The following is a 25,557-nucleotide window of genomic DNA, read 5'->3' as shown; positions in this document are numbered from 1 at the left end:
TGTAAGATTTGAATAAATATTCATTTACGCCATATTATTCAAGGAGACGCCGTTATCATAAACTGCATAGAATAACCGAGCAACCTTGAATTTTTATTCGTGGATGATTGTAACACAGATAGGATTTAAGAAACATGGATACCGCCAAACTAAAAGAAAAATCAATCTTCTATCGCGAAGATACGCTGAGAATCATAACAGAAGCCAAGGCCGGGCACACGGGCGGGGATCTTTCCTGTATCGATATTTTGAACGTTCTTTACAACGAAATCCTCAATATCACGCCCGGAGACACCGACAATCCGGATCGCGATCGATATATCCAATCGAAAGGCCATTCCGCGGAAGCGCTCTACGCCGTATTAGCGGAAAAAGGATTCATGCCGCGCGAATGGACGTCGAAAGTCTGCGCATACCTGTCACCCGCGACAGGTCATCCGACCCGGGAAATTCCCGGCGTTGAGCAGAACACCGGCGCGCTTGGGCATGGACTCCCGATCGGCGTCGGGATAGCGATCGCAGGGAAAATCGACCGGCGTCCCTATCGGGTTTTCGTCCTCTTGGGCGACGGCGAATTAGCCGAAGGCTCAAACTGGGAAGCCTCCATGGCGGCAGCAAATTACAAGCTGGACAACCTGGTCGTCATCGTTGATCGCAACGGGCTTCAGATATCCGGGCCGACCGAAAACGTCATGGCGCTGGAACCGCTCAGCGATAAATTTAAATCGTTCGGATATTCGATCCGTGAAGTCGACGGCCATGATCTCACCGAGCTGATCAGGGCCTTCCGCGCCGTCCCGTTCGAAAAAGGAAAGCCAAGCCTGATCATCGCGCATACGATTAAAGGAAAAGGCGTCAGCTTCATGGAAAATCAGGCCAAATGGCACCATGGCGTCCCTTCCCCGGACCAGATGTCCGAAGCGCTGCGCGAATTGGATTCAGAAAGGAAATCATACGCATGAACCGCTCCTTAGAACTCGGAATGACCAATTTAGACTGCATGGCGTCCGTACTATCCGCCCTGGCGGAAACGGATCCGGATTTATTGCTCGTGACGAGCGACTCGCGTGGATCGGGGAAAGTCACCGGCTTCGCTCAGAAATTCAAGGATCAGGTCGTCGAAGTCGGGATCGCGGAACAGGATTCCGTCGGGATTTCGGCCGGGCTGGCTTCCTGCGGCAAGAAGGTTTTCACCATCTCACCCGGAAGCTTCTTATCCGCGCGCGCCCTCGAACAAGTAAAAAATGACGTCGCGTATTCAAAAAACCCTGTCGCACTGATCGGGATCAGCTCCGGCGCCAGCTACGGCGGCTTAGGCGCAACCCATCATTCGCTCCACGACCTGGCTGTTCTCATGGCAATTCCAGGTATCGATCTGATCGTTCCGGCGGATAACGCCGAAACCGAAGCCGCGATCCGATCCTACGCCGAGAACCCCCGCCCCGTTTATATCCGCTTCGGGAAAAAAGTCATGCCGAAGATACATTCTTCCGCCGCCGAAATCCAGATCGGGAAAGCCTCCGTCCTTTCCGAGGGGAACGACCTGCTGATCGTCGCGACCGGCGAACCGCTCTGGCCGGCGTACGAAGCCGCGATCGAGCTTCGGGATCAGGGGATCCGCTGCGGCCTGATCAGCATGCACACGCTGAATCCGTTCGATACCCAGACCATTCTCGAAATGGCGGCCGCCGCGAAAGCGATCGTCACCGTCGAAGAACATTCCGTCAACGGCGGCTTAGGCGCTTTTACCGCCGCTCTGCTCATGCAGAACCGTATCTTCAAACCGATGAAGATCATCGCCTTTCCGCATGAAGAGCTCGTAACCGGCAGCCAGACGGAATTATTCAATCATTACGGCATCAGCGCCAGCGGTATTCAATGCGCGGCTCTGGAGCTGCTGAAACAGCGGAGGATCTCGTGACATACATTCTTGCCATCGACCAAAGCACGCAATCGACAAAGGTCATGATCTTCAACCACAGCGCCGAGCTGATCGATTCGGCGAGCAAAGCGCATGAGCAGATATTTCCCAGCCCGGGCTGGGTTGAACATGACGCAGAGCAGATTTACGCGAACCTGTTAACGGCAATGAGCGAGCTGAAAGCCAGGAATCCCGCCGCGTTCGCTCAGGCCGCCTGCCTGAGCGTTACCAACCAGCGTGAAACGATCGTCGTTTTCGAAAAAGGAAGCGGGAAACCGCTCTCGAACGCGATCGTCTGGCTGGATCGCCGCGGAGAACCCTTCTGCGCCGAGCTGCGCGGCGGAGCAGACGAAAGGACCGTCGAGAAAAAAACCGGGCTGCGCGTCGATACCTATTTTCCGGCGAGCAAGCTGACCTGGCTGACCCGGAACAATCCCGCCGTCGCCGCGGAGCTGAAATCCGGAAGCGCGCTGATCGGAACCATCGATACCTACCTGATCTACCGCCTGACAGGAGGGAAAGTCTACGCGACCGATCCGACCAACGCCAGTCGAACGCTTTTTTATCATATAGATCGGTTGAACTGGGACGAAGAACTGATTCGAATTTTCGGTCTGGAAATCGCCGAACTTCCGGAAATCCGTGAAAGTGCGTCTGTATTCGGCGAAACCGACCTGAACGGACTCCTTTCGAAGCCGATACCGATCGCCGGCGTCATGGGCGATTCGCAGGCGGCGCTGTTCGCCGAACGCTGTTACGAGCCGGGAATGGCGAAAATTACCTTTGGAACCGGCTCCTCGGTCTTAATGAATATCGGGGATAAAAGAATTCGGTCGGGAAACGGAATCGTCAACGCTTTAGCCTGGGTCCTTGACGGGAAACCGACGTACGCATTCGAAGGCATCACGAATTTCACCGGCGCGACGATCTCCTGGATGCAAAACCGGATGAACCTGATCGAGAAGCCGGAGGAATCCGAAACGTTAGCGCGGTCGGTCCCGGATAATGGCGGCGTGTACCTTGTTCCCGCTTTCGTCGGGCTGGGCGCTCCGTACTGGCGCGCAGACGTTAAAGGCGCAATTTTCGGACTGACGCCGGGCGTAACGCGCGCGCACGTGGTTCGGGCCGGACTCGAGGGGATCGCGTTTACGGTCACCGACGTGATCCGGATCATGGAAAAAGACGCCGGCGTTCCGCTTAAGTGCCTTTTCGCCGACGGCGGTCCCGTTCGGAACAGCTTCTTAATGCAATTTGTCGCGGATATCAATCGCCGCGAGCTGCACGCGTCTTCCCTGCCGGAGCTTTCCGCGCTGGGGGCGGCCTTTTCCGGTGGACTGGCGATCGGGATCTATGCCGATTTAGACGCGATTCGAACCATCAATACCGGTATAACCGTCTATGAGCCAGAGTCAGATTCTGAAAAAGTCGAAGAATTGTTCGCCGAATGGAACGCGGCGATTCGAAAAGTTTTAGCTTAGGCATTAAATTGCTCAAGGCTAATTACATAATACTTAAAATAAAAACAAAAAATCAGGAGAAAAAGATGTCTAAAAAATTATTGGCCGCACTATTGTTCACTGCATTTGTTATAATTTTAACGCCTATCCAGATCATCGGGGTAGCACAATCTGAAGCGTATAAACCTGAAAAGAATGAGTACAATTTCGTATTCATTCCGAAACTGGTCCATCCTTGGTATGAAACCGTAAAAGTGGGGATAGAAAAAGCTATCGAAGAATTCGCCGAGAGAGGCATCACGATCAATTATTCCTGGGACGCTACTTCAACAGCCGATGTATTGGCGCAAACGCAAAAACTTGAATCCGCAGCTGCAAAAAATCCCGACGGAATATCCATCGCCATAATTGACGCATCCGTTACAACGGCGATTATTGATGACTTGGTTGCAAACGGCATCAATGTCAGCACTTTTGATACTGACGCGCCGGAAAGCGATCGATTATCATATTGCGGACACGCTGACAACAAAGGCGACGGAGCGGCATTAGCCAAAATCTTAGCGGCAAAAATCGGCGAAGAAGGTGAAATTGCAATCCTTTCCGGAACATTAAGCGCCCCGAACCATAAAGAACGAGTCGAAGGGTTCAAGGAAGAAATAGCGAATTACCCCAATATTAAAATCGTTGCGGAATACCCGGATGAAGATTCCTTAGAGAAAGCCATTTCTCTTACGGAAAGTATCCTGCAGGGGAACCCGAATTTATCTGGCATTTTTGGATGCAACGCTACGAACGTTTACGGCGCAGCCAGAGCAGTAGTTGACGCCGGATTAAAAGATCAAATCATAATCGTCGGAATGGATGATGAGCCGGAAACAATTTCAGGCATTGAAGATGGCTCTATCTACGCCACAATGGTTCAAAATGTTAAAGAAATCGGATACAGAAGCATTTTCACGATGATTCAAATCGCCGACGGCGTTCTCCCTGAATTAAAAGAGGATGAGGTAGGCGCATTTCTGGTAATGAAAGACTCCCTGGAAAATTATCATACGGTCACCGGGAAATAAAAAACCAATTCTTATCTCTATCGGATGCAATCCCCGCATCCGATAGAGATAAATAACAGTTCGTCAATTATCAGTTTTACTCAGCGCAATGGCAGGGCACAATGGACACTCACATTGTTAAAATGACCAATATAGTAAAAACGTTCCCCGGTGTAAAGGCTTTAAAAAGCGTATCATTTGATTTACGTCCCGGGGAAATCCATGCGTTGATTGGTGAAAATGGAGCCGGAAAAAGCACATTAATGAATGTCCTCATGGGGATTTATCATCCAGACAGCGGAGAAATCCTGGTTCAGGGGAACAAACATGAAATTCATTCACCCGTAGAAGCAATCACACTTGGGATCAGCATGGTACCGCAGGAATTGAGTCTGGTTCCGAATGCAACAGTGGCTGAAAACCTTTTTCTTGGAAATGAAATCCGATTTCAGGGCGGATTAATCAATTGGCCGGAAACAAAAAAACAAGCTAAATTACTGCTTGACGATTTAGGAGTTTCGATCAGCGTCGACGCGCTTGTTGAAAATCTAAGCGTCGCATATCAACAGTTAGTTCAAATAGCCCGTTCACTGGCGACGGGAGCAAATGTCTTGATATTCGACGAACCAACAGCATCGTTAACAGCAAATGAGGTCGAGACATTATTTTCGATTTTCAGAAAAATCCGAAGAAATAACAAATCAATTGTCTTTATTTCTCATCACCTTGAGGAAATTATACAAATAACTGACAGGGTCACAATTATGCGTGACGGAGCTGTTGTTCATCAAGGCGATACAAAGGATATTACGATTGATGAAATTATCGCTTTCATGGCAGGCCGCAAAGATGTCCAAAGAGGCAAATCTCGGAATCGATCTGTCGAGAAAAAAACGATCCTATCGATTCGGGATTTTTCCAAAACTGGCGAATTCCATGATATTAATTTTGATGTTTATAAAGGTGAAATATTTGGGATCGGCGGATTAGTAGGATCAAAACGAACGGAACTAATTAATTCAATATTCGGATTGACGAAAAAAACTTCCGGGCGAACTTTCTTTCAAGGCAAAGAAATAAATATAATATCCCCAGATCAGGCAATCACATTCGGGATCGGGTACTTGCCGGAAGAACGACGAAGGGACGGAATTTTTCCTATTCTTTCAGTTAAAGAGAATCTTATGATAACTCTTTACGCCCGGATTTGCGGTTTTCTCGGAATAAATTTCAAAAAAGCTGAAAACATAACGAAAAATTACATAGAGAAATTAAGAATAAAGACGCCGTCAGGCGAGGTTGAAATAAAAAATCTCAGCGGAGGAAATCAACAAAAAGTCATCCTCTCCCGCTGGCTGGCCCGCAATGTTGATTTATTAATATTAGACGAACCGACGCGCGGGATTGACGTCAATGCGAAATATGAGATATATGAACTGATCAGGGATCTGTCGGACAACGGCCTTACAGTGTTAATCGTTTCTTCTGAACATGAAGAATTATTGGCATTGACAGATAGGATCATGGTTATGCACGAAGGACGAAATAAAGGTATCCTCATCACTTCGGAAACTAAGCAGGAAGATATCCTGATGACCGCATTAAAAAACGAGGGATAATTATGGAAATAGAGAATAAAGGTAATCTCATCGGATCGCTTAAGAGCAGGAGCTCCTCGACCGCGTTCATGATTGGAATTGTTTTAGTCGTTAGCTGCTTCTTGCTTAACTTAGTTAATCCGGCCTTCCTTTCCCGATATAACGTCTCAACCCTCATCAGGACAATCTCATTTACAACAATCGTTGCGTTCGGGCAAACTCTGGTTTTGCTCACAGGGGGAATTGACCTGTCTGTGGCCGGGCTTGCGGGAGCGTCGGCAATTATCAGCGCTTGGTTGATGGTAAATACATCAATCCATCCTTACCTATGTATTCTAATGACGGCTGCCGGCGCCTTCGTAGCCGGGCTCATCAATGGGATTTTGATTACCAGCGTAAAATTAGTCCCGTTTATCGCGACTTTAGCTACGGGAGAAATCTTTGGGGGACTGATTTATGTAATAACACAAGGATGGCCAATTCAAAATATTCCAAATGAAGTTATCCCGCTCGGAAGGGGAATGGTTGGCCCTGTTCCATTTCCCGCAATCATCATGCTTCTGATCGGTTTAATTTTGATGATCATGCTGAAGTTCTTTCCATTCGGAAGATATATCTTTGCGATTGGCGGAAATGAACGGGCGGCAAGGATAACCGGCATCAAAACCGGAAAAATAACGACGATTGTTTACGGGCTTTCAGGTTTGATGGCGGGTCTTTCCGGGATATTAATTACCGCAAGATTAGGCGCCGCACAACCCAGCGTCGGTTCCACCTGGGTCATGCCGTCCGTAACAGCTGCCATTATCGGCGGGACATCTTTGACCGGAGGCAAAGGCGGGATTGGAGGCACAATCATAGGCGCCGCGCTGATGGGTGTGATTTCAAATGCGATCGTTTTACTCGAAATATCCGCATACTGGGAAAAGATAATTGTCGGGGCAGTCGTCCTTATTGCTGTCACAATCGATCGGGTGAGAGCCTACAAAAGCGGTAACTAAGTATTCCGCTACTTATATCATTGAAAGGAAGTGTATATGAACAGGAAAATAAAATGGGCAATTTGGGTCATTCTAATCGCCGCATTCCTGATCTGGGGATCCACCCAGTTCGTCGTCGTGAACACCGAGCGCCAGGCGGCAGTTCTTGAATCGGAAAAATTCGATCGAGTTGCGTTCGTCGACGGAATCTGGGAATCGCGGCTGATCCCAGCCGTCAAAGACGACTCAGCTGAACTGGCGACCGTTCTGACCGCGATCGATCAGGGCTTAGAAAAATCTCAGGAATTCGCGAACATCTCCATCAGCGGGGCCTATAACTTCCGCGTCCATGGCGTTGGTATCGTGGAATCGGTCGACCTGTCGTCGAAATCCGGGAAAGCGGTTATCCGCCCTGTCGGATACGACGGAAAGATCGTCGTCACGCTCGCGGTCGGGCCGAACGTCTCCGGAGAAGCGATTCGCGACGGCGCCGGATTTATCAGCTTCGGCGATTTCAAGGACCAGACCGAATATGGACAGGTTTCGCGCGAATTGAATAAACGATCCGGGAAATCCGTTTTCGAAGCGCTCGATTGGGAAAACATGGTCGGGAAGAAAGTCTCCTTCGGAGGGATGTTCACGATCCTGACGACGAATCAAACCAGGATCAATCTGGACACGATCCTGATTTCGACCGTGTACGCGGAAGCCGCGGAGTAGAGCCATGGCAACCGAACTTACTTCCACTGTCCCGCCGGAAGCCGCTCCGCCGATGACCAGTCCCGACGTCATCCTGCGCACGGAAAAGATCACGAAAGCCTATCCCGGAACGATGGCGCTCAAGGAAGTCGACTTTAACGTCTATCGCGGAAAGGTCAACGTCCTCGTCGGCGAAAACGGAGCGGGAAAATCGACGCTGATGAAAATACTCGCCGGCGTTGAACAGCCCACCACGGGAAATATTTATCTCGAAGGAACGGAAATCTTCAACACGTCCGTTCGAACAGCCGGGAAAAACGGAATCGGGATTATTTTCCAGGAAATGATGATCTTTCCAAACCTGAGCGTGACCGAAAACCTCTTTATCGGGCGCGAGAAACGAACCGCCGGGATCGTGTCCGCCGCCGACCAGCGGAAAGAGACCGTCCGCATCCTGAACCACATGGAGCAGAAAATCAATCCCGACCGGCTCGTCGGCGAGCTCCGCGTCGGGCAGCAGCAAATTATCGAGATCGCGCGGGCAATTTCAGAAAATAAGCGGATCCTGATCATGGACGAACCGACGTCAGCGTTATCCAACGACGAGGTTCAGGTCCTCTTCAAGCTGATCCGGGAACTGCTCGCCGAGGGCGTCACCATTATTTACATCTCCCATAAGCTGGAAGAGCTGATGCAGATTGGGGACTATATTACCGTACTGCGCGATGGGAATAAAATCGCGGAGGCGAAAATATCGGATATCGACCTGCCCTGGATTATCCGTCAGATGGTCGGGAGCGAAAAGAACCAGTACCCCAACCGCGAAAAAGCCGAAATCGGCGGCGAACTCATGCGCGTTGAAGAGATGACCCTGCCGCGGATCGGCGGCGGCTTCGCGGTGGACCATGTCAGTTTCACCCTGCGAAAGGGCGAAATCCTCGGACTGTACGGGCTCGTTGGAGCCGGACGCACCGAGCTATTCGAATGCCTGTCCGGCTGCGCGAAGGAAGCGACCGGCGAAATCTATCTGCAGGAGCGGAAACTGTCGAGCCGTTCGATCGAAGACCGGATCGCCGACGGAATAATCCTCGTCCCGGAAGACCGCCAGGGAGAAGGCCTGGTTCAGACGATGTCCGTCGCCGGGAACATCGTTCTTTCCAGTCTTAAAAACTACCTGTCCGGTTTCTTCCTCTCAGAGCGAAAAGAACGCAAAGCGATCGCCGATCAGATCAGCGATATCCGGATCAAGGTTTCCAATCCGAAAAACCTGATTTCTTCGCTGAGCGGCGGGAACCAGCAAAAGGTCGTCATCTCCCGGACCCTCCTGACGCGCCCGCAAATCCTGCTTCTCGACGAGCCCACCCGAGGAATCGACGTCGGCGCTAAAGCCGAGATATTCCAAATCGTCAATAATTTAGCCAGACAAGGCTATGGAATCATCTTCGTTTCGACGGAGTTGAAAGAGGTCATCGCCGTATCCGATCGCATTCTCGTCATGTCCAAAGGGAAGATCACCGGCGAATTCACGAAAGAAGAAGCGACTGAGGAAGCGTTAGTCGCCGCCTCGGCCGTCGGCCATACATCCAAACAGCGAGGGTAAACATGCTTAACGCTCAAAAATCCAAAACCAGTAAGAATACCGAGCTCAAAATCCAGTCGATCCTGATGAAAGGGCGCGCCTTTATCGCGTTGATCATTGTGACGATTATCTTCGTCCTGATCGTTCCGAACTTCCTGAATAAAACGAATCTCGTCGTCATGACGAAGCATGTCGCGATTTATGGGATTCTGGCGATCGGAATGACGTTCGTAATCCTGACCGGCGGGATCGATCTTTCGGTCGGTTCGGTCGCCGGACTTTGCGCGATGATGGCCGGAGGGTTTATCAACTATGGAATCGCGATCGGATCGAATACGCTCTATCCGTCAATACCAATGGTCATCATTCTGACGTTGATCATCGGGACGCTATGCGGAACGCTGAACGGAATTATCATCGCGAAATTCAACGTCGCCGCCTTCATCGCCACGCTCGGCATGTGGTATATTGCCCGCGGCTTCGCGCAAATCCGTTCCAACGGGCTGACCTTCCCGAATCTCGTCGGACGCGAAGAGTTAGGCAACACCGGCTTTCCGCTCCTCGGCGCGGGCAGCTTCCTGGGGATCAGCTACAGTATCTGGATCCTGATCGTTCTCTCCGCCGTCGCGATCTTCGCCACCCGGAAGCTCCCGTTCGGACGCCATGTTTACGCGATCGGCGGGAATGAACGGGCTGCGAAAATGTCCGGCGTTTCGATTGATAAAACGAAAATCGGCGTCTACGCGATTTCAGGCTTCTGTTCCGCGATCGTCGGGCTGATTATCGCCTCGCAGCTGGTAGCGGCGCATCCCATGACCGGCGAATCCTACGAAATGACCGCGATCGCGGCGGTCGTTCTCGGCGGAGCTTCGCTCGCCGGTGGGATCGGCAGCATCGGCGGAACGATTATCGGCGCGTTCGTTATCGGTATCCTCTCCGACGGCTTAGTCATGGCGGGCGTCTCTTCCTTCTGGCAGCAGGTCGCGAAAGGGGTCGTCATCGTCTTAGCCGTGATCATCGACCAGGTCCAGCGCCGCCTCGAAGAACATGTCGCCCTTGCACAGCAGCGCGAAGAAAAAGAATAAGGAAAGAAACCAACGTATTAACCTGCGGTCATACCGGACCGTTCCGTCCGGAAATCAAAAAAAGGAGTTCTGAAATGAAAAAAAGTTTGATGTTTTTATTCGTTGCCGTCCTGGTCCTCGGGACCGTACTGTCGGTTTCCGCCGCTCCCCTCCCGCAGGAGAGCAAAGGCCTGATCTACGTCATCACCCCGTCCCATGCCAACCCGTTTTTTGGCGCGGAAGCCAAAATCGCCGTTGATACGGCTGAAAAACTCGGCTACACCGCCAAATCCGTATCCCATGACGACGACGCCAACAAGCAGATGGAACTGTTCGAGACCGCGATCGCCGAAGGCGCGAAAGCGATTATTCTCGACAACGCCGGATCCGACGCGACCGTCGCCTCCATCAAAAAAGCCAGAGACGCCGGGATTCCGACCTTCCTGATCGATCGCGAAATCAGCGAAGACGGCATCGCCGCGGCGCAGATCGTTTCCAACAACTATCAGGGCGCTTCGATCGTCGCCGAATACTTCGTTGAGCTGATGGAAGAAGAAGGAACGTACATCGAGCTGACCGGACGCGATACCGATACAAACGCGCACGTTCGTTCGCAGGGCTTTCATGACGTTATCGACGAATATGAAGGGCTGGAAATGATCGCGCAGGACACCGCCAATTGGGACCAGACCGAAGCCTTCGCGAAGATGGAAACGCTGCTTCAGGCAAATCCGGACGTCAAGGGCGTCATCTGCGGCAACGATACGATGGCGATGGGCGCGTACGCGGCGCTCGCAGCCGCCGGGAAACCGGACGTGATCGTCATGGGCTTCGACGGCTCCGACGACGTTATTCAATCGATCCGCGACGGGGGAATTAAAGCCACCGGGCTCCAGCCGGTCGCCGCAATTTCGATTACCGCGGTCGAACAGGCTGATTATTACCTGACGAATGGAAAATTCGAAAAAGAAGAAAAACAATCGATCGACTGCGTTCTGGTCAATCAGGAAAACGCATGCATGTACGAGGTCTTTGCGCCAATTGAAGGCGTAACCAGCTGCGAAAAGAAGTAACACGGAAACGGACGGGGGAGCCTTAATCAGGATGGGCTCCCCCGTCGTCTTTCAACCGGAGCCCGATTCGGGAAAATCAGGTTCCGGCCGAAAGACGAGCCGAAAAGATAGAAGCGAAGCCCTATTTAGAGAAAAGAGGAGAAGCAAATGATGAAAAAAAAGATAACCTTAGGCGTATTGTTCGGGTCCCGCGAATTTTTTCCCGCGTCGCTTGTCTCCGCCGCGCGGACGCAGATGTTCGCCGCGCTTGACGAGCTCGGCGTCGGGTACGTCGCGCTGGACGGGAACGCCGGTATCCATGGCGCCGTCACCACCTACGACCATGCCAGGCTTTGCGCCGATCTGTTCAAAAAACACGCCGACGAGATCGACGGCATCCTGATCAGCCTGCCGAATTTCGGCGACGAAAAAGGAATCGCCGATACGCTGCGCTTATCCGGTCTCCGGGTACCGATCCTCGTTCAGGCGTTTCCTGACGACCTGGATAAATTCGACGTCGCCAATCGCCGGGATTCGTTTTGCGGAAAGATTTCCGTCTGTGCGAATTTACGCCAGCGAAACTTCGACTTTACGCTGACGCAGGATCATTGCGTTTATCCATACGAAGTTAGCTTCAAGGAAGACCTGAAAAAATTCTGCGGCGTCTGCCGTGTCGTCAATAAGCTTCGCAGCGCGCGTTTCGGCGCAATCGGCGCGCGGCCCAACGCCTTTAACACCGTCCGCTACAGCGAAAAGCTCCTGGAAAGCGCCGGAATTTCGGTCTGCACCGCCGATCTTTCCGAAATAATCGGCCCATCCTCCCGTCTCAGCGACGACGATAAAGCCGTTCGCGCCGCGCTCGAAAAAATCAGCAGCTACATTCCTCATCCAGGCGTTCCGGACGCTTCGCTGATGCGCATGGCTAAATTCAAGACCGTTCTTGACCGCTGGATCAGCGACAACGCGGTCGACGCAACCGCGATTCAATGCTGGAATTCGCTCCAGGAAAACTTCGGGATCAACGTTTGTACGCTGATGAGCATGATGAGCGAAGAGCTCGTCCCTTCCGCCTGCGAAACCGATATTACCGGCGTTCTTTCGATGTACGCGCTTCAGCTGGCAGGAACGGAACCGGCGATTATCGTCGACTGGAACAATAACTACGCGCAAGAGAAAAATAAATGCGTCGTTTTCCACTGCGGCAATTTTGCCAAATGCTACGTGCCGGACGCCTGCATGAATAACGCGAAAATCTTAGCCACAACCATGGGGACCGAAAACACGATGGGAAGCGTCGACGGAAGGATCCCCGCCGGGAATCTGACGTATGCGCGCGTGTCGACGGACGATGTCAACGGCTGTATCCGGGCCTACGCGGGAGAAGGGAAATTCGTCGACGACGAGCTCAGGACATTCGGCGGACGCGGCGTCGTCGAAATTCCGCGCCTTCAGCAGCTGATGCGCTTCATCTGCGCCAATGGCTTTGAGCATCACGTAGCCATCGCTAAAAATAACCTGGCGGAAATCCTCGTCGAAGCATTCGAGGGTTATCTCGGCTGGGAAACCTACCTGCACGAGACGGACTGAACCGGCCCCGCGCCAGCGAAAATCAGGAGGCAAAGATGAAAAAAAGCGGAATCTTTCATGGCGACCTGTCTAAAATTATCGCAGAATTAGAACATTTTGATACGATCCTGATCGGAGACGCCGGGATGCCCTGCCCGTCCGGCGTAAAATGGATCGATTTAGCCGTCTGCGAAGGGGTCCCCTCCTTCTTCGACGTCCTGGACGCGGTTCTGGACGAGCTGGAGGTTCAGCGCGGTGTGATCAGCTCTGAAATGAAAGACGCCTCGCCGAATGCGTTTATCCGTCTCCAGGACCTGATCGACGACCAGTTTCCGCTCGACGCCGTTCCCCATGAGGAGCTGAAAGCGCTGTCGAAATCCTGCAAGGCGCAGATCCGAACCGGAGAATGCACCCCCTATTGCAATATCCTTCTGGAAGGCGGCGTCACGTTCTGACGCCCTCGTCCTCCCGTCCGCTTAAAACCGAGAGCCCCCCCTGTTGGGGAGGCTCTCCTGAAAAAAAGGAAGTCCCTTGAAAAGCGGCGTTATTTCGTGCGGATCTGAATCGATTTCGGCTTCACGATTTCAGCCTTCGGAAGCGTAATCGTCAGGATCCCATTCTTATAATCGGCCTCGGCTTTATCCGCGTCTACCTCGAACGGCAGCCGGATTTCGCGATAGTAAGACGTAAACGTATTCTCGCGCAGGTGGAAAACGCTCTTCGTTTCGCCTTTTTCAACCTCTTCCTCAATCGACGCACGCACCGATAAAACGTTCTCGTTGACCGATAATTCAACGTTTTTCGGATCCACGCCCGGAAGCGTTACCCGGACCGACAGCTCGTTTTCGCTTTCTTTCATGTCAATCGCGGGTGAGGCGACCAGCGTTCCATCCTCCGCCGACGGCGCAAACATGTTCGAAAATAACCGGTTCATCGAATCCTGCATCGAGACGAGTTCACGAACGGGGTAATGATTGATTCTGTAATACATGGTATTTTTCCTTTCCTTTTCCGTTGGGCTTTTTTTTCATCGCCCAGCTTGTTTCCTGATTTGTCCTCAGTATAGGAAAGGTTCGTTAGAAAAATAGAAACGAAAGATCAGATCCGCCTAAACAATCCGTCAGCAATTTGTTAACATCACCGCCCGCTGTCCGGAAAAAGGGAGCCTCAAAAAACATCCCCTCGCGGGCTCCCCGTTCCGCAAAAAACGCGCGCCGCGGGGAAGACCGTCCTCCCGTTCGCTAAGCCGACGGCGGTTCCGTTTTCGCTGAATTCTTATAATCGACGAAGCGGTACCCGACCCCGCGTTCCGTCAGGATATACTTTGGGTTCGCGGGATCCTTTTCCAGCTTCTGCCGCAGATAGTTGACATATAGCCGGACGTAATGCGTCTCATCCCGGTACTCATACCCCCAGACCTTCGCCAGAATCTGATCATACGTCATCACCCACCCGGCGTTTTTAACCAGATGATACAGCAGGCGATACTCCGTCGGTCGCAGCTTTACCAGCTCGCCGTCCAGCCAGATTTCGCGTTTCCCGAAGTCCAGCGTCAGCCGGTCGTCGACGCGGATAACGTCCTCTTCGTCCGGACTCCGATTTTCCGTCCGCCGCAGCACCGCTTTAATCCGGCTGACCAGCTCGCGTGGACTGAACGGCTTCGTAATATAATCGTCCGCGCCCAGTTCGAGCCCATAAATCCGGTCCTCTTCCTCGCTCTTTGCCGTCAGCATGATCACCGGGACCTGACTCGTCTCGCGAATCAGCGACAGCGTCTCATACCCGTCGATCCCCGGCATCATCACATCGAGAATGACCAGATTCGGAAGCTTCTCCCGAATTTGATTGATCGCCTGCATCCCGTTATTCGCCTCGATTACGGTGAAGCCGTCATGCTCCAGGTTGAGCCGGATCATGCGCACGATCCGCTCTTCGTCGTCCACAACCAATATTCGCTGTTTTGTATTCATAACGCCTGTCCTTTTCCCTCATAATCCGCCCGATTACCCGCACTGAACGAGGATACAGCTGATATTATCCGTCCCGCCCGCCTCGTTCGCGGCTTCAACCAGGCGCCGAGCCTGATCCTGAATCGGTTCCGGCGAGCGAAGAATCTCCTCCCACGCCTCCGTTCCCACGACCGACCAAACCCCGTCGCAGCAGAGCAGAAAGCGATCGCCCGCCTCGAACGTTCCCTGATAGATATCCGGCTGGACCGACGATTCGAAACCAACCGACCGCAGGATCACGTTCCGTCGAATATGCGTCTTCCCTTCCTCCTCCGTGATTTCCCCAAGATCGATCATCATCTGCACGAGCGAATGATCCTTCGTCAGCAGCGCTTCGTCCTGATTCCCCGAAAAATAGTAAATCCGCGAATCGCCGACATGAACAATCCAATACGAATTCCCAACCAGCAGCAGCGCCGAAAACGTCGTCCCGCTATTCGGAATATCCGAATAAATCGTCGCGTTCGTCCGCTCAAGACAGCGCGCCATCTCGCCGCCAAGATCGGCGGAATCGCCTCGCGCGTCGATCGCTTTCAGATAAACCGTTCGAAAGAAATCGCCGGTAAACTCGGAAATCGCCTTTGCGGACGCTCTTTCGCCGCTGGAATGCCCCCCCATTCCGTCGGCAATAATAAACAGGCCAATCGGCGTCAGCGTATCCATCCGCATAACCTGCGCCGAGAACGCGAAAATCGCGTCCTCGTTTACGGGCCGGACCCTGCCGATATCATGCCCCATACAATAATCAAACCGTTCTGCCTGATTCGAACTCATTTACTCAGCCGCTCCGTCCGACGGCGGGGCGACCAGCGCGAAAAACGCCGACGCTCCCCATCCCGTCCGCTCAGAATCTTCAAATCCCGCCAATTTCCACCAGGTATAACCGTTCCGTTCGTCCGGCCCGTCGGTAATCACGAAAAGTTCGCCCTCGCTGGCGATAAACGACGTCTGGCTCCCGGTCCCGGGCTCCGGACGGATTTTCAGCCCCGCGCCCTGCGTATTCGCGATCTTTACGAAAGCGCCGATCGAGAAGCCTTCCGGCGAAACGTATCGAACCGAAAGCTCCTTCGGCTCGGACGAAACCGGGGCAGTCGGCGTAACCGTCGGCGCCGGAATAATCGTCACCTGAGCCAGCGCCGACCGAAGCGGCGGATCGTTTTCAAGCGCGCTCCGCGTAATCGCGACCATCAGCGCGACAAACAGGCCCGCGCCGAACAGGATCGCCGCAACAACCGCCCAGAACGGAATTAACGAAGAGGAGGATCGCTCCGAACGGGATCTCATAAACAGCCTTCGATTTTATAAGATAAGAACCTTTTTCCAATCGGCAGAAGAACCATGCTAATATTATAAATCAAGATGAGTTACGAGGCGCTATTTCGCAGCTTTACACATATCCAGCCGATCGGGGCCGGGCGGATCGTCGAACTTTTCCGCGCTGTTGACCGCCTGACCGGACGGGCCGTCTTCCTGAAAGTCCTGAAGAGCGGAGCCGCGGACCCGGCCGAGCGCGCACGTTTCTTCCGCGGCGCGGAGCTCCAGTCCCGCGTTCGCCATCCGAACGTCCTTCCGGTTTCAGACCTCCTGACCGAAGCGGATACCGCGGCGATCGTCCTGCCGTTCGTCCCGGGCGGCACGCTTCAGGACGCGCTTCCCGTCGGGACCGGGCTGGCTTTTCCGCTTGCGGCGGCATACGGGCGAGATCTCTGCGCGGGAGTCCGTGCGATTCATGCGTGCGGAATCGTGCATGGCGACCTGAAGCCGCTGAACCTCCTGATCGACGCCGAAAACCGCCTGAGAATCAGCGACTTCGGAGAAGCCCGCCAAATCGACGACCCGCGCCCCGCCGCCCCATCCTCAATCGTCAACGGCTCGCCGTATTACATGGCGCCGGAATGCGCGCGCGGATATCCTCCGGTTCCCGCTTCCGACTGGTACAGCGTCGGCGCGATCCTCTACCGGACGATCTGCGGGCGGACAGTCTTCGAAGGGCAGGACGCGGAAACCGTCATGCGCGCGCAGGTCAACGAGACGCCGCCCGATCCGATCCGATTCCGTCCCGACCTCCCGGGCCAACTCGCTGAATCGATCCTGATTCTCCTTTCGAAAGACCCTGCGCCAAGACTGAAAGCCGCCGAACGGCTCGACAGGATACTCGCCGGATAAATCCACCGGGAAGCACGCAATCCAAAAAAATTCCGCGCCGCCGTTCGGCAAGAGGGTACAATAAAGGGCAGGAAATGAGGAACAGGAATGAAACCGGTTAAACTTTCAGCTTCGATTTTAGCGTCGAATTTCATGCAATTGGGGAACGAGGTCGACGCGGTTGTCAACGGCGGCGCCGACTGGGTCCATGTCGACGTCATGGACGGTTCATTCGTTCCGAATATTACGATCGGCGTTCCAGTCGTAGAAGGGTTAAAAAAAATCAGCGCCGCGCCGCTGGACGTGCACCTGATGATCATTCAGCCGGAAAGGCATATCCACTCGTTTATCGAAGCCGGCGCGGATATCGTATCGGTTCACGTCGAAAACAACCAGAATATTCATTCAACCCTGACCGAAATACGCCGTCTCGGCGCAAAGCCTTCGATCGTCCTCAACCCGGGAACCCCTGCCGGGATGATCGAACCGCTGCTGCCTTTCGTCGATATGGTTCTCGTCATGACGGTCAACCCCGGCTTCGGCGGCCAGAAGTTCATCCCACAGACGCTGAAAAAAATCCGCGTAATCCGGAACTGGATCGACGAGGCGCGGCTGGACGTCGATATCGAAGTCGACGGCGGAATTAACGAAGAATCGATTCGGCTCTGCTCCGAGGCTGGCGCGAACGTATTCGTCGCCGGGACCTCGATTTTCCGTAACCCCGTCGGTTACGGCCGCGCGGTCCGGTCGCTCCGCGAAGCTGCGAAATCGTCCGCCCGTTAGCCGGATCAAAATTCAAACAGAACGCTTCGATTCAACAGGAGACCAGTGCATGAACATCTATGACTTTACCGTCCCGAACGCCGCCGGAGAAGACGTCCCGCTCAGCGCGTATAAAGGGAAAGTCATCCTCGTCGTCAACACGGCGACCGGCTGCGGATTCACGCCGCATTATCAGCCGCTGGAAGAAATGTACGAGGCGCTACATGAAAAGGGGCTCGAAATCATCGACGTCCCCTGCAACCAGTTCGGCGGACAGGCGCCCGGCTCTGACGCCGAAATTCAGGAATTTTGCACGCTGAAATACAACACGCAATTTCCGCAGATGAAAAAATCGGACGTCAACGGCGCAAACGAACTCCCGCTCTTTACCTGGCTGAAAGCGCAGAAAGGCTTCGAAGGCTTCGGCTCCTCCCCCGCCGCGCTGATGATGAAGGGAATGCTCGCAGTTTCGCGTCCGGATTACAAGTCGACACCAGATATAAAATGGAACTTCACGAAATTCGTCGTCGATCGGGCGGGGAACGTCGCCGCTCGCTTCGAACCCACCGCCGACATGAAAGACGTCCGCAAGCTGGTCGAAAAACTCATCGGTTAACTAGAATAGACGTACAGAAGAGCCGTCCCGATGATTGGGGACGGCTCTTCTATTTTTTATAGCGTCTCTTTTGTTATGGATCCGCTTATTATTCGAATAAATACGTAACGCGCAGCCTGGCGGACGCCTGATACGCACCGGAAGTAATCTCGGGCGTCGACGCTCCTCCGCCCATGCCGCCCATACCCTCGCGCGCTGCCATGTTATAGCGCATGTCGCTGGCTTCGGAATAATCTGGCATCTCCACCGTCACGACATCGACGATCTTCTTCCCCAGCTCATCCGCGATCGTGTCCGCTTTCGCCCTCGCGTCGGCGAGCGCCAGCTTCCGCGCCTCTTCGTACATCGCGAGGCGATCCGAATATTCATGCGATACTGTGTCAATACTCGTAATTCCCGAATTGACCGCCGTATCTAAAACCTCGTTTAACCGCGACGCATCGCGCAGCACAATCTGCATCGAGTAATTCACCGTATATTTCTTCGCTTCAGGATCCGCGTTCTCGTCCATATAATACAAATAACCGGACCATAAGGAGAAATTCGTCGTGATCAGGTCGCTTTCGCTCAGGCCGATCTCGATCAGCGCTTCGCGAACTTTCTTAACCATCTCCGTATTATTGTTCACGGCGTCCTGAATCGAACGGCTTTCGTTATTAATAGCGACGTTGATTTTAACCAGGTCCGGATCCATATTGACGATTCCGGTCCCTTCGACCGTAATCGTATTCTCCTGCGCGAACGCGGCCCCAACCGCTAAGAACATTACCGCGACGACTGCAAACATGACTGCCATTACTTTCTTCGTACTCATCTTTCAACTCTCCTGTTATTTTTTTTACTTACACCCTTAATACGTTCGCCGTTCCAAATTCGTTCCAACAGAAACCGCGCTTTCCGTCCGTCCTCCGAGCGCGACCCGCTCGCTCTCCTTTACGCACGGGGTAAATTCAGCAGCGCGATCATGCGTTCCGTATCCCAGCTCCGAATCAATTCTGCACCCTCCTTCAGCGCAGCTGCCCCGTCGGTAACGACGACGTCGGCATCGATCGGATCGTCAACCAGCTCCGTCGCCATCAGCTTAAAGAACTCATAAACATTCATCACGTCGGTTGTCCGGAAATCATCCAACAAAAACGCGAAATCGGTCGTACCCGCGATCCGGGCCTGACTCTTACGGGAAATATTCAGCCAGATAAAATCGTTTGCGTCCAGATCGAGCGCAAATAAATAACAAAACGTACTCTGACCGTTCGCCGCAAAAGACGATTGAACCGTTTTCGGCTCAAAAACCTCGCCCGAATCGATCCGGTCGCGTATCATGTAGCCAGCGCGACAGATACAGCTGCTGAACGGAACGCCGCTGAACACGTTATCACAAAAAACCAGATAACGAACGGACGGGTATCTTTTCCTGAATAAAACCGGATCGACATCAAAATATTCCGACCCGCCGTCATATCCGGAAGTCTGATCGCCGGAATAAACGATACCATCCCCCGTTCTATCGGACATCGTTCGCCAGGAGAATTCCTGATATGAACCGTCTTCCCGAAGTCCGATCGCCGACAGATCGATATCGTCCACTTTTTCCCAATACGTAAACGCACGAATCTTTTTTCCAGGAGGGAACGGAAGCCGCGAACCTCGCGGAAGCGTCCCAAATCCGCCCTGTGCGACCGTTTCCTGGAGCGGGAGCGCGATCCCCCGCATCTTCGGATCGAGGTAGACTTTTCCTGACCGCCCTTTCAGCTTCTGTTCCAGCTTCGCGCGCAGCGCGCCCAAAACCAACGTCCTCGTCTCCACGGGAAGACCGCTTTTTCGTCGGCGCATCTCCGATTCGGTTTCCTCATGGATTCGGAGCTTCTCAAACCGCGTAAACCTGAAAACGCGAAACGCGTTTTCCCGGCGCGAATACCGAAAAATCAGCTGAATCATGATGATCAGATTTTCGCCGTCGATCCGATCCAGTACCGACCGAACTTCCCGATCCGAACCGCAGCGGCTCAGGATATAGTCCAGGCTGCGGAGAACCGCGGCGACGCCTTTCCGATCGAGCAGAATCGAAACCGCGTCGTTGACCTTCCCAGCCCGCATCGCCGCCTCAAATTCCGAGCTGACCGAGCCGTTTCTCTTTCCGCGGATCGTGTTAACGAATTCAACCGCCTTCGCGGAACCCGGCCGATAATGAAGATGATGAAGCAGGCCGGACCAGAGCGCCTTTCGCTCGCAGCACTGACGCAAATCGCAGCGGTCCGCTTCGAACAGGAAATCGATCATCCTGGCAATAAACTTACGGTCCTGGTTCCGGAGGTTCAGCTTTCGGATGTTTTCTTTTTTATAGACGCGGTACTGAATCTCCTCAACCAGCTTGATCACATCGGAGAGCGCCAGAAACTTCGCGAACCGAAAATCCCGGAGCTCAGCAGATAACCGCAGCGCGGTATTTCTCGATGCGCAGGTCTCCGGGAACCAGCCGTACGTCTGAATGAATTCACGAACCAGCCCGAATTGTTCCGTGCTGAGCGGACGCGTTCCGGCCAGCAGGGCACGAACCAATTCTTCGAGCTCTCGAACCGCTTCAGCTTCAGTCAGGACGGAAAAATCGCGGATTTCGGTCTTTTCGGCGAACGCCAGCCGCTCGAACTCCGGTTCCAGGATCGAACGCCCCGGCTCGTCAAAAAGGCCGAAATCATACGTCTGCATATAATGAACCAGCTGGTCAAAGAGCCGTTCTTCAGGGAAGAGCGAACGGACGGTATCCGGGAAGCCGCGATAAAACGGGAGCGGAACGTTAACGCCCATGCGGGCGGACGCCGTATGGATCATTTCCATCGTCAGATATTCCGCGCCGCTGACGATCCGGATACCGAAGAGCCTTCCCAACGAGGAAACCGTCTCAGGAACATGCTCGCAGACTTTTCCGCTGGAATTAACAAAATAACCCCGATCAAAAAGATAATTCAAGAAAATCCACTTCATCCGCAGCTCCCTTTTCTAAAGCCAAATACAAAAGGCCGGCGAAATCATCAGATTATTTCAGGCGCTCTTCCCTTGAGCTACGAAGGCGGATCGCCTCCGGCAGGATTCGAACCCGCAACCACCTGATAAATGATGGTATGAAGTAAACCTGATTAGCTGCCAGCCTGAAACAATTTTACCATTTTTAATCAACAGGGGAAGGCAGATATCCCTTCGCCTGCGAAAAAAGCGGACGGAAGTATGCTAAAATATTCTGGCGTGATCTTATGAACTGACCCCGGCGTTCGACCGCACTGTTCAACGGGGAAAATCGCAGCCTGAGGGAACATGTTAGATAAAATTAATTCGATCGAAGAACGTTACGAGGAAATCAACCGCCAGATCGCCGAAAACGTCGACGATTATCAAGTCACCGTTGAGCTGATGAAAGAACGGGCCGAGATCGAGGACGTCGTCGAAAAGGGCCGTCAATATAAAGAGATTCTTCGCCGGATCGCCGAGGCCCGCGAGCTTCAGCATGATCCGGAGATGGCAGGGTTAGCCGAAATCGAACTGTCGGAATTAGAGCCCGCGGTCGGACCGCTCGAAGCCGAAATCCGTTCGCTCCTTCTCCCGAAGGACCCGCGCGACAGCCGCAACGTCATCGTCGAAATTCGCGCCGGAACCGGCGGAGACGAAGCCGCGCTTTTCGCCGCCGACCTGTTCAGGATGTACGCGCATTACGCCGAAAACCGCCGCTGGACGATCGAAATCCTTTCCGCAAATGAAATCGGCGTTGGCGGTTATAAAGAAATCAGCTTCATGGTCAAAGGTAAAGGCGCGTTTTCCCGAATGAAATTCGAATCGGGGACGCACCGCGTTCAACGCGTCCCCGCGACCGAATCGCAGGGCCGGATCCATACGTCCGCGGTGACGGTCGCGGTCCTCGCCGAAGTCGAAGACGTCGACGTTCAGGTCCCTGAGTCCGACGTCCGGATCGAAGTTTTCCGGTCGGCCGGAGCCGGCGGTCAGAACGTCCAGAAAAACTCAACCGCCGTCCGCCTGATCCACCTGCCAACCGGAATGGTCATTACCTGCCAGGACGAACGGTCGCAGCTACAGAATAAGACCCGCGCGATGTCGATCCTGAAAGCCCGCCTGTACGACATGGAACAGCAGCGCCAGCAGGACGAGCTCGACGCCGAACGCCGTTCCATGATCGGAAGCGGCGACCGCTCTGAGAAGATCCGAACCTATAACTATCCGCAATCGCGCGTCACCGACCATCGAATCAACCTCTCGTCATACAACCTCGCCGGCGTCATGAACGGGGACCTCGATATGTTCATCGACGAACTGATCCTGCGTTCCGAATCCGAACGTTTATCCGTTTCCGGAGACGACGAAGCCTGAGCGGACGATGACGACCAACTTGTTTCAGGCGCGGACCGTCGGCGAACTGTACCGCCTGATAAAAAATACGCTCAGCGAAAGTCCGCTCGATAATTTTCCGGTCGAAGAAACCCGCATGATCATCGAGCATGTTCTCGGGATCCACACACCCCTGCTCTTCGCTCATCCGGAAACGCCGGTTTCCGCCGACGACGTCGGGCGCGTTGAAAACCTCCTCGATGCTTATCTCGGAGGAACGCCGCTCCCGTACCTGTTCGGCGAATGGGGATTTTACGGAATGACGTTCGCCGTAACGCCGGACGTCCTGATCCCACGGGAAGAAACCGAACGGCTCGTCGACGGCGCGCTCCAATGGCTCAAAGCGCATCCTGACGTCGGGGAATTCGTCGACGTTGGAACCGGATCCGGATGTATCGGCTACGCCGTTCTCGCCAACGCGGCGAACCCATCGCTGCGCGCCGTCCTTGTCGACGCGTCCGCGGGAGCCCTCTCTGTCGCCAGGGCGAACCTGAACCGTTACCAGCTCGAATCGCGCGCCGCCCTCGTTCAGGGAAACCTCGGCGATCCGCTTCCGCCGGGACAGCGGCTGATCCTCGCGAATCTTCCCTATATCCCGTCCGCGCGGATCGCGACGCTCGCGATCGCGGCGGCAGAGCCGAGATTTGCGTTGGACGGAGGACCCGACGGTTTTGAACTGATCCGGAAGCTGCTGGTCGGAATTCGCGGAAAGGTTGCCAACCCTTTTTTAATTCTATGCGAAATTGACGATACGCACGCCGAAATTGCCTGCGATTTCAGTCGGCCGCTTTTCCCCTCCGCACGAATCGCGATCGAAACCGATTACGCCGGGAAAACCCGTTACTTACGAATCGAAGGATGAGCCGAATGACGAACGTAATCCGCTTTAACGAAGCCATCTTAGACGAAGCCGCGCGGAAAATCGCGAACGGCGGCGTTATCGTCCTTCCGACCGATACTGTTTATGGAATCGGCTGTGCTTTTTCACGCGGCGACGCGATCGATCGGATTTTTTCGATTAAGCGCCGCGATCCGAATAAATCGATCGCCGTCCTGATCGCCGAACTGGACCAGATTTCGCAGCTGACCGATTTTTTCCCGCCGTCCGCGCTGGCGCTGGCGGAGAAATTCTGGCCGGGAGCGCTGACGCTCGTCGTCCCCAAGAAAGCCGGGCTGCCTGAAAACTTATCCTTGGCTCCGACCGTCGGACTGCGACTCCCGGACCACGAACTGACCCGGGAACTCATTCGCAGAAGCGGCCCGTTAGCGACGACTTCAGCGAACCTCTCCGGGACCCCGCCGGCAAATGCGGTTTCAGAAATACCGGGAGACTGGTTCGATCAGCTCGACCTTGTCCTTGACGGCGGCAGGGTACTCGGCGGCCAGGCGTCAACTGTCGTCGATTGCAGCGGCGAACCGCTCCGGATCCTCCGTGAAGGCGCGATTTCCGCCGCCGCGCTCGGCCTTTCGCCGGAAGAACCACGCTGAAACCTCATGCGCAGCCAATTTCCCCGCTTTTTCGCCCGCTCCTGGTTCTTCGTTCTCGGCTGCGCCTGCGTCATCCTGGCTGCCGGCTGCGCCGCGGGAGGGAACGTCGCGTTCGACCCGGCGGACCTTTTCTACCGCGAAACCGCTACCCTCCCGATTATCGCGTCGGCGCGCCCAACGCGAACGCCGACAATCACCGCAACCCCGATCTATACCGCTTCACCAACGATGACCGCAACGCCGACGCAGACCCCCGTCCCGATCGTGACCCCGACCTACGAACCCGTCAACGTCTGGAGCTTTCCAACGGCGCTCGGCGACAATTTTTCGCTTCAGTCCGACGTGACGATCCCGGACGGAGAAACGCTCGAACGCGGCGCGGTCCTCCTCAAGAGCTGGCGGATCAAAAATACCGGATCGTCCGTCTGGAACGAGAAATTCAGTCTCGTCCGCGTCGATTCTTTCCCGTTCGACGCGCCGCAGCGGCAGCGCGCTGTTTTCCTTCAGCCGACCGAGCTGATCGAGCTGAAGCTGGCGACCTGGAACGCACGGCAATTCACCGTCGCGCCCGGAACGACCGTCGACCTCGTCGTCCCATTCCGCGTCCCAACCCGGCCCGGAAGCTATCAGATCGAGTATTACCTCATAAACGATCGCGGCGAAATCGTGGGGACGAAGCTGTGGATGAGTTTCGAAATTCCGTTTGAAGCGGGCGAGCTGACCGCGACGGCCGAAGAAGCGGTCCGGCTTTCGGCGACGCCCGATCCGCTCGCCGAAGCCGAACGCCCTGAAACCGGAACGGTCATGCCGACGACCGTCAAAACAATCGACTGGAGCGGGAAATGGCTGATCCGCGATCCGTTCAGCGAAGAAAATACGATTCCCGTCGAAGCCGAATTCGGCCAGCAGGACCATCAGCTAAGCGGATATTTCTACGACCGGAACGGCGAACCCGCCCTCGTCGAAGGAACGCTTTCCGACGATTCGCTCTTGTTTACCGGTCGCGTCGGCTACCCCTGGGAACGTAAATTTATCAACGTTCAATGGCGCGTTCTCACGGACGGGGACCAGTTTTCGTCGATTACCGACGGCGGACGGACCGGCTACGGCGCGTCCTGCGGCGGGCGGAACGGGGCCGTCTTTCCGGAATACTGTTCCGTTCCGCCGGGCGTATAGC

25 protein-coding genes are annotated in these 25,557 nt (G+C 54.2%); 19 read left to right on the top strand and 6 right to left on the bottom strand.

The annotated features are described in order from the left end of the window. Positions 1-134: 134 nt before the first annotated feature. From BEQ56_06130 to BEQ56_06075, 12 genes are all read left to right on the top strand, one after another. Positions 135-962 carry a transketolase gene (locus BEQ56_06130; GenBank protein ID AOH43091.1) on the top strand — a complete coding sequence of 276 codons (828 nt, stop codon included), beginning with the start codon at positions 135-137 and terminating at the stop codon, positions 960-962. Further along, the gene (locus BEQ56_06125) at positions 959-1,921 is read left to right on the top strand and encodes a transketolase (GenBank protein AOH43090.1); all 963 of its coding nucleotides are present in this window, start codon (positions 959-961) and stop codon (positions 1,919-1,921) included. The genes BEQ56_06130 and BEQ56_06125 overlap by 4 nt, the downstream gene beginning before the upstream one ends. Beyond that, positions 1,918-3,399, top strand: a complete 1,482-nt coding sequence (locus BEQ56_06120; protein ID AOH43089.1) for a hypothetical protein — start codon at positions 1,918-1,920, stop codon at positions 3,397-3,399. The genes BEQ56_06125 and BEQ56_06120 overlap by 4 nt, the downstream gene beginning before the upstream one ends. Beyond that, on the top strand, positions 3,366-4,451 hold the full coding sequence (locus BEQ56_06115; GenBank protein AOH43088.1) for a hypothetical protein: 1,086 nt from the start codon (positions 3,366-3,368) through the stop codon (positions 4,449-4,451). The genes BEQ56_06120 and BEQ56_06115 overlap by 34 nt, the downstream gene beginning before the upstream one ends. Positions 4,452-4,552: 101 nt before the next feature. After that, positions 4,553-6,049 carry an ABC transporter gene (locus tag BEQ56_06110; protein AOH43087.1) on the top strand — a complete coding sequence of 499 codons (1,497 nt, stop codon included), beginning with the start codon at positions 4,553-4,555 and terminating at the stop codon, positions 6,047-6,049. A gap of 68 nt (positions 6,050-6,117) precedes the next feature. Further along, positions 6,118-7,029 (top strand): hypothetical protein, encoded by a 912-nt coding sequence (locus BEQ56_06105; protein AOH44430.1) that lies wholly within the window; start codon positions 6,118-6,120, stop codon positions 7,027-7,029. 36 nt (positions 7,030-7,065) lie between these two features. Next, positions 7,066-7,728, top strand: a complete 663-nt coding sequence (locus BEQ56_06100; GenBank protein AOH43086.1) for a hypothetical protein — start codon at positions 7,066-7,068, stop codon at positions 7,726-7,728. Between the two features lie 52 nt (positions 7,729-7,780). Continuing rightward, positions 7,781-9,307, top strand: coding sequence for a sugar ABC transporter ATP-binding protein (locus tag BEQ56_06095; protein ID AOH44429.1), 1,527 nt, complete (start codon positions 7,781-7,783; stop codon positions 9,305-9,307). Between the two features lie 2 nt (positions 9,308-9,309). Beyond that, on the top strand, positions 9,310-10,371 hold the full coding sequence (locus BEQ56_06090; protein AOH43085.1) for a sugar ABC transporter permease: 1,062 nt from the start codon (positions 9,310-9,312) through the stop codon (positions 10,369-10,371). Between the two features lie 89 nt (positions 10,372-10,460). After that, positions 10,461-11,423 (top strand): D-ribose ABC transporter substrate-binding protein, encoded by a 963-nt coding sequence (locus tag BEQ56_06085; protein AOH44428.1) that lies wholly within the window; start codon positions 10,461-10,463, stop codon positions 11,421-11,423. A 147-nt stretch (positions 11,424-11,570) separates the two neighbouring features. Beyond that, on the top strand, positions 11,571-12,989 hold the full coding sequence (locus BEQ56_06080) for a fucose isomerase (protein AOH43084.1): 1,419 nt from the start codon (positions 11,571-11,573) through the stop codon (positions 12,987-12,989). A 35-nt stretch (positions 12,990-13,024) separates the two neighbouring features. Continuing rightward, the gene (locus BEQ56_06075) at positions 13,025-13,423 is read left to right on the top strand and encodes a D-ribose pyranase (GenBank protein ID AOH43083.1); all 399 of its coding nucleotides are present in this window, start codon (positions 13,025-13,027) and stop codon (positions 13,421-13,423) included. Positions 13,424-13,512: 89 nt separating this feature from the next. On the opposite strand, the gene BEQ56_06070 is transcribed toward BEQ56_06075, so the two are convergent. From BEQ56_06070 to BEQ56_06055, 4 genes are all read right to left on the bottom strand, one after another. Beyond that, positions 13,513-13,959, bottom strand: coding sequence for a hypothetical protein (locus tag BEQ56_06070; protein AOH43082.1), 447 nt, complete (start codon positions 13,957-13,959; stop codon positions 13,513-13,515). A 250-nt stretch (positions 13,960-14,209) separates the two neighbouring features. Continuing rightward, complete coding sequence (locus BEQ56_06065; protein ID AOH43081.1) at positions 14,210-14,938, bottom strand: DNA-binding response regulator; 729 nt, start codon at positions 14,936-14,938, stop codon at positions 14,210-14,212. Positions 14,939-14,971: 33 nt separating this feature from the next. Next, positions 14,972-15,751 (bottom strand): hypothetical protein, encoded by a 780-nt coding sequence (locus BEQ56_06060; GenBank protein AOH43080.1) that lies wholly within the window; start codon positions 15,749-15,751, stop codon positions 14,972-14,974. After that, positions 15,752-16,261 carry a hypothetical protein gene (locus tag BEQ56_06055; protein ID AOH43079.1) on the bottom strand — a complete coding sequence of 170 codons (510 nt, stop codon included), beginning with the start codon at positions 16,259-16,261 and terminating at the stop codon, positions 15,752-15,754. 75 nt (positions 16,262-16,336) lie between these two features. Between BEQ56_06055 and BEQ56_06050 the strand changes: the two genes are divergently transcribed. From BEQ56_06050 to BEQ56_06040, 3 genes are all read left to right on the top strand, one after another. Next, positions 16,337-17,143, top strand: a complete 807-nt coding sequence (locus BEQ56_06050; GenBank protein ID AOH43078.1) for a hypothetical protein — start codon at positions 16,337-16,339, stop codon at positions 17,141-17,143. Positions 17,144-17,230: 87 nt separating this feature from the next. After that, complete coding sequence (locus BEQ56_06045) at positions 17,231-17,905, top strand: ribulose-phosphate 3-epimerase (GenBank protein AOH43077.1); 675 nt, start codon at positions 17,231-17,233, stop codon at positions 17,903-17,905. A 49-nt stretch (positions 17,906-17,954) separates the two neighbouring features. After that, positions 17,955-18,500: a glutathione peroxidase gene (locus tag BEQ56_06040; protein AOH43076.1), complete on the top strand. Its 546-nt coding sequence runs from the start codon at positions 17,955-17,957 to the stop codon at positions 18,498-18,500. An 88-nt stretch (positions 18,501-18,588) separates the two neighbouring features. On the opposite strand, the gene BEQ56_06035 is transcribed toward BEQ56_06040, so the two are convergent. Next, a complete protein-coding gene (locus BEQ56_06035) occupies positions 18,589-19,287 on the bottom strand; it encodes a hypothetical protein (GenBank protein ID AOH43075.1) in 699 nt (232 codons plus the stop codon). A gap of 146 nt (positions 19,288-19,433) precedes the next feature. Further along, complete coding sequence (locus BEQ56_06030; protein ID AOH43074.1) at positions 19,434-21,482, bottom strand: hypothetical protein; 2,049 nt, start codon at positions 21,480-21,482, stop codon at positions 19,434-19,436. 327 nt (positions 21,483-21,809) lie between these two features. Here BEQ56_06030 and BEQ56_06025 point away from each other — a divergent pair, with 327 nt between their 5' ends. The 4 genes from BEQ56_06025 to BEQ56_06010 are packed head-to-tail and all read left to right on the top strand — an operon-like array spanning position 21,810 to position 25,556. Further along, positions 21,810-22,874, top strand: coding sequence for a peptide chain release factor 1 (locus tag BEQ56_06025; protein AOH43073.1), 1,065 nt, complete (start codon positions 21,810-21,812; stop codon positions 22,872-22,874). 7 nt (positions 22,875-22,881) lie between these two features. Next, on the top strand, positions 22,882-23,754 hold the full coding sequence (locus BEQ56_06020; protein ID AOH43072.1) for a hypothetical protein: 873 nt from the start codon (positions 22,882-22,884) through the stop codon (positions 23,752-23,754). After that, positions 23,751-24,380: a threonylcarbamoyl-AMP synthase gene (locus BEQ56_06015; GenBank protein AOH43071.1), complete on the top strand. Its 630-nt coding sequence runs from the start codon at positions 23,751-23,753 to the stop codon at positions 24,378-24,380. The genes BEQ56_06020 and BEQ56_06015 overlap by 4 nt, the downstream gene beginning before the upstream one ends. Positions 24,381-24,386: 6 nt before the next feature. Continuing rightward, positions 24,387-25,556, top strand: coding sequence for a hypothetical protein (locus BEQ56_06010; protein AOH43070.1), 1,170 nt, complete (start codon positions 24,387-24,389; stop codon positions 25,554-25,556). Position 25,557 lies beyond the last annotated feature (1 nt).

The sequence above is a fragment of the Anaerolineaceae bacterium oral taxon 439 genome (assembly GCA_001717545.1).
Lineage (GTDB): Bacteria > Chloroflexota > Anaerolineae > Anaerolineales > Anaerolineaceae > Flexilinea.
Note: the sequence above shows the minus strand (reverse complement) of the source record. Positions and strands in the feature narration are given on the sequence as shown.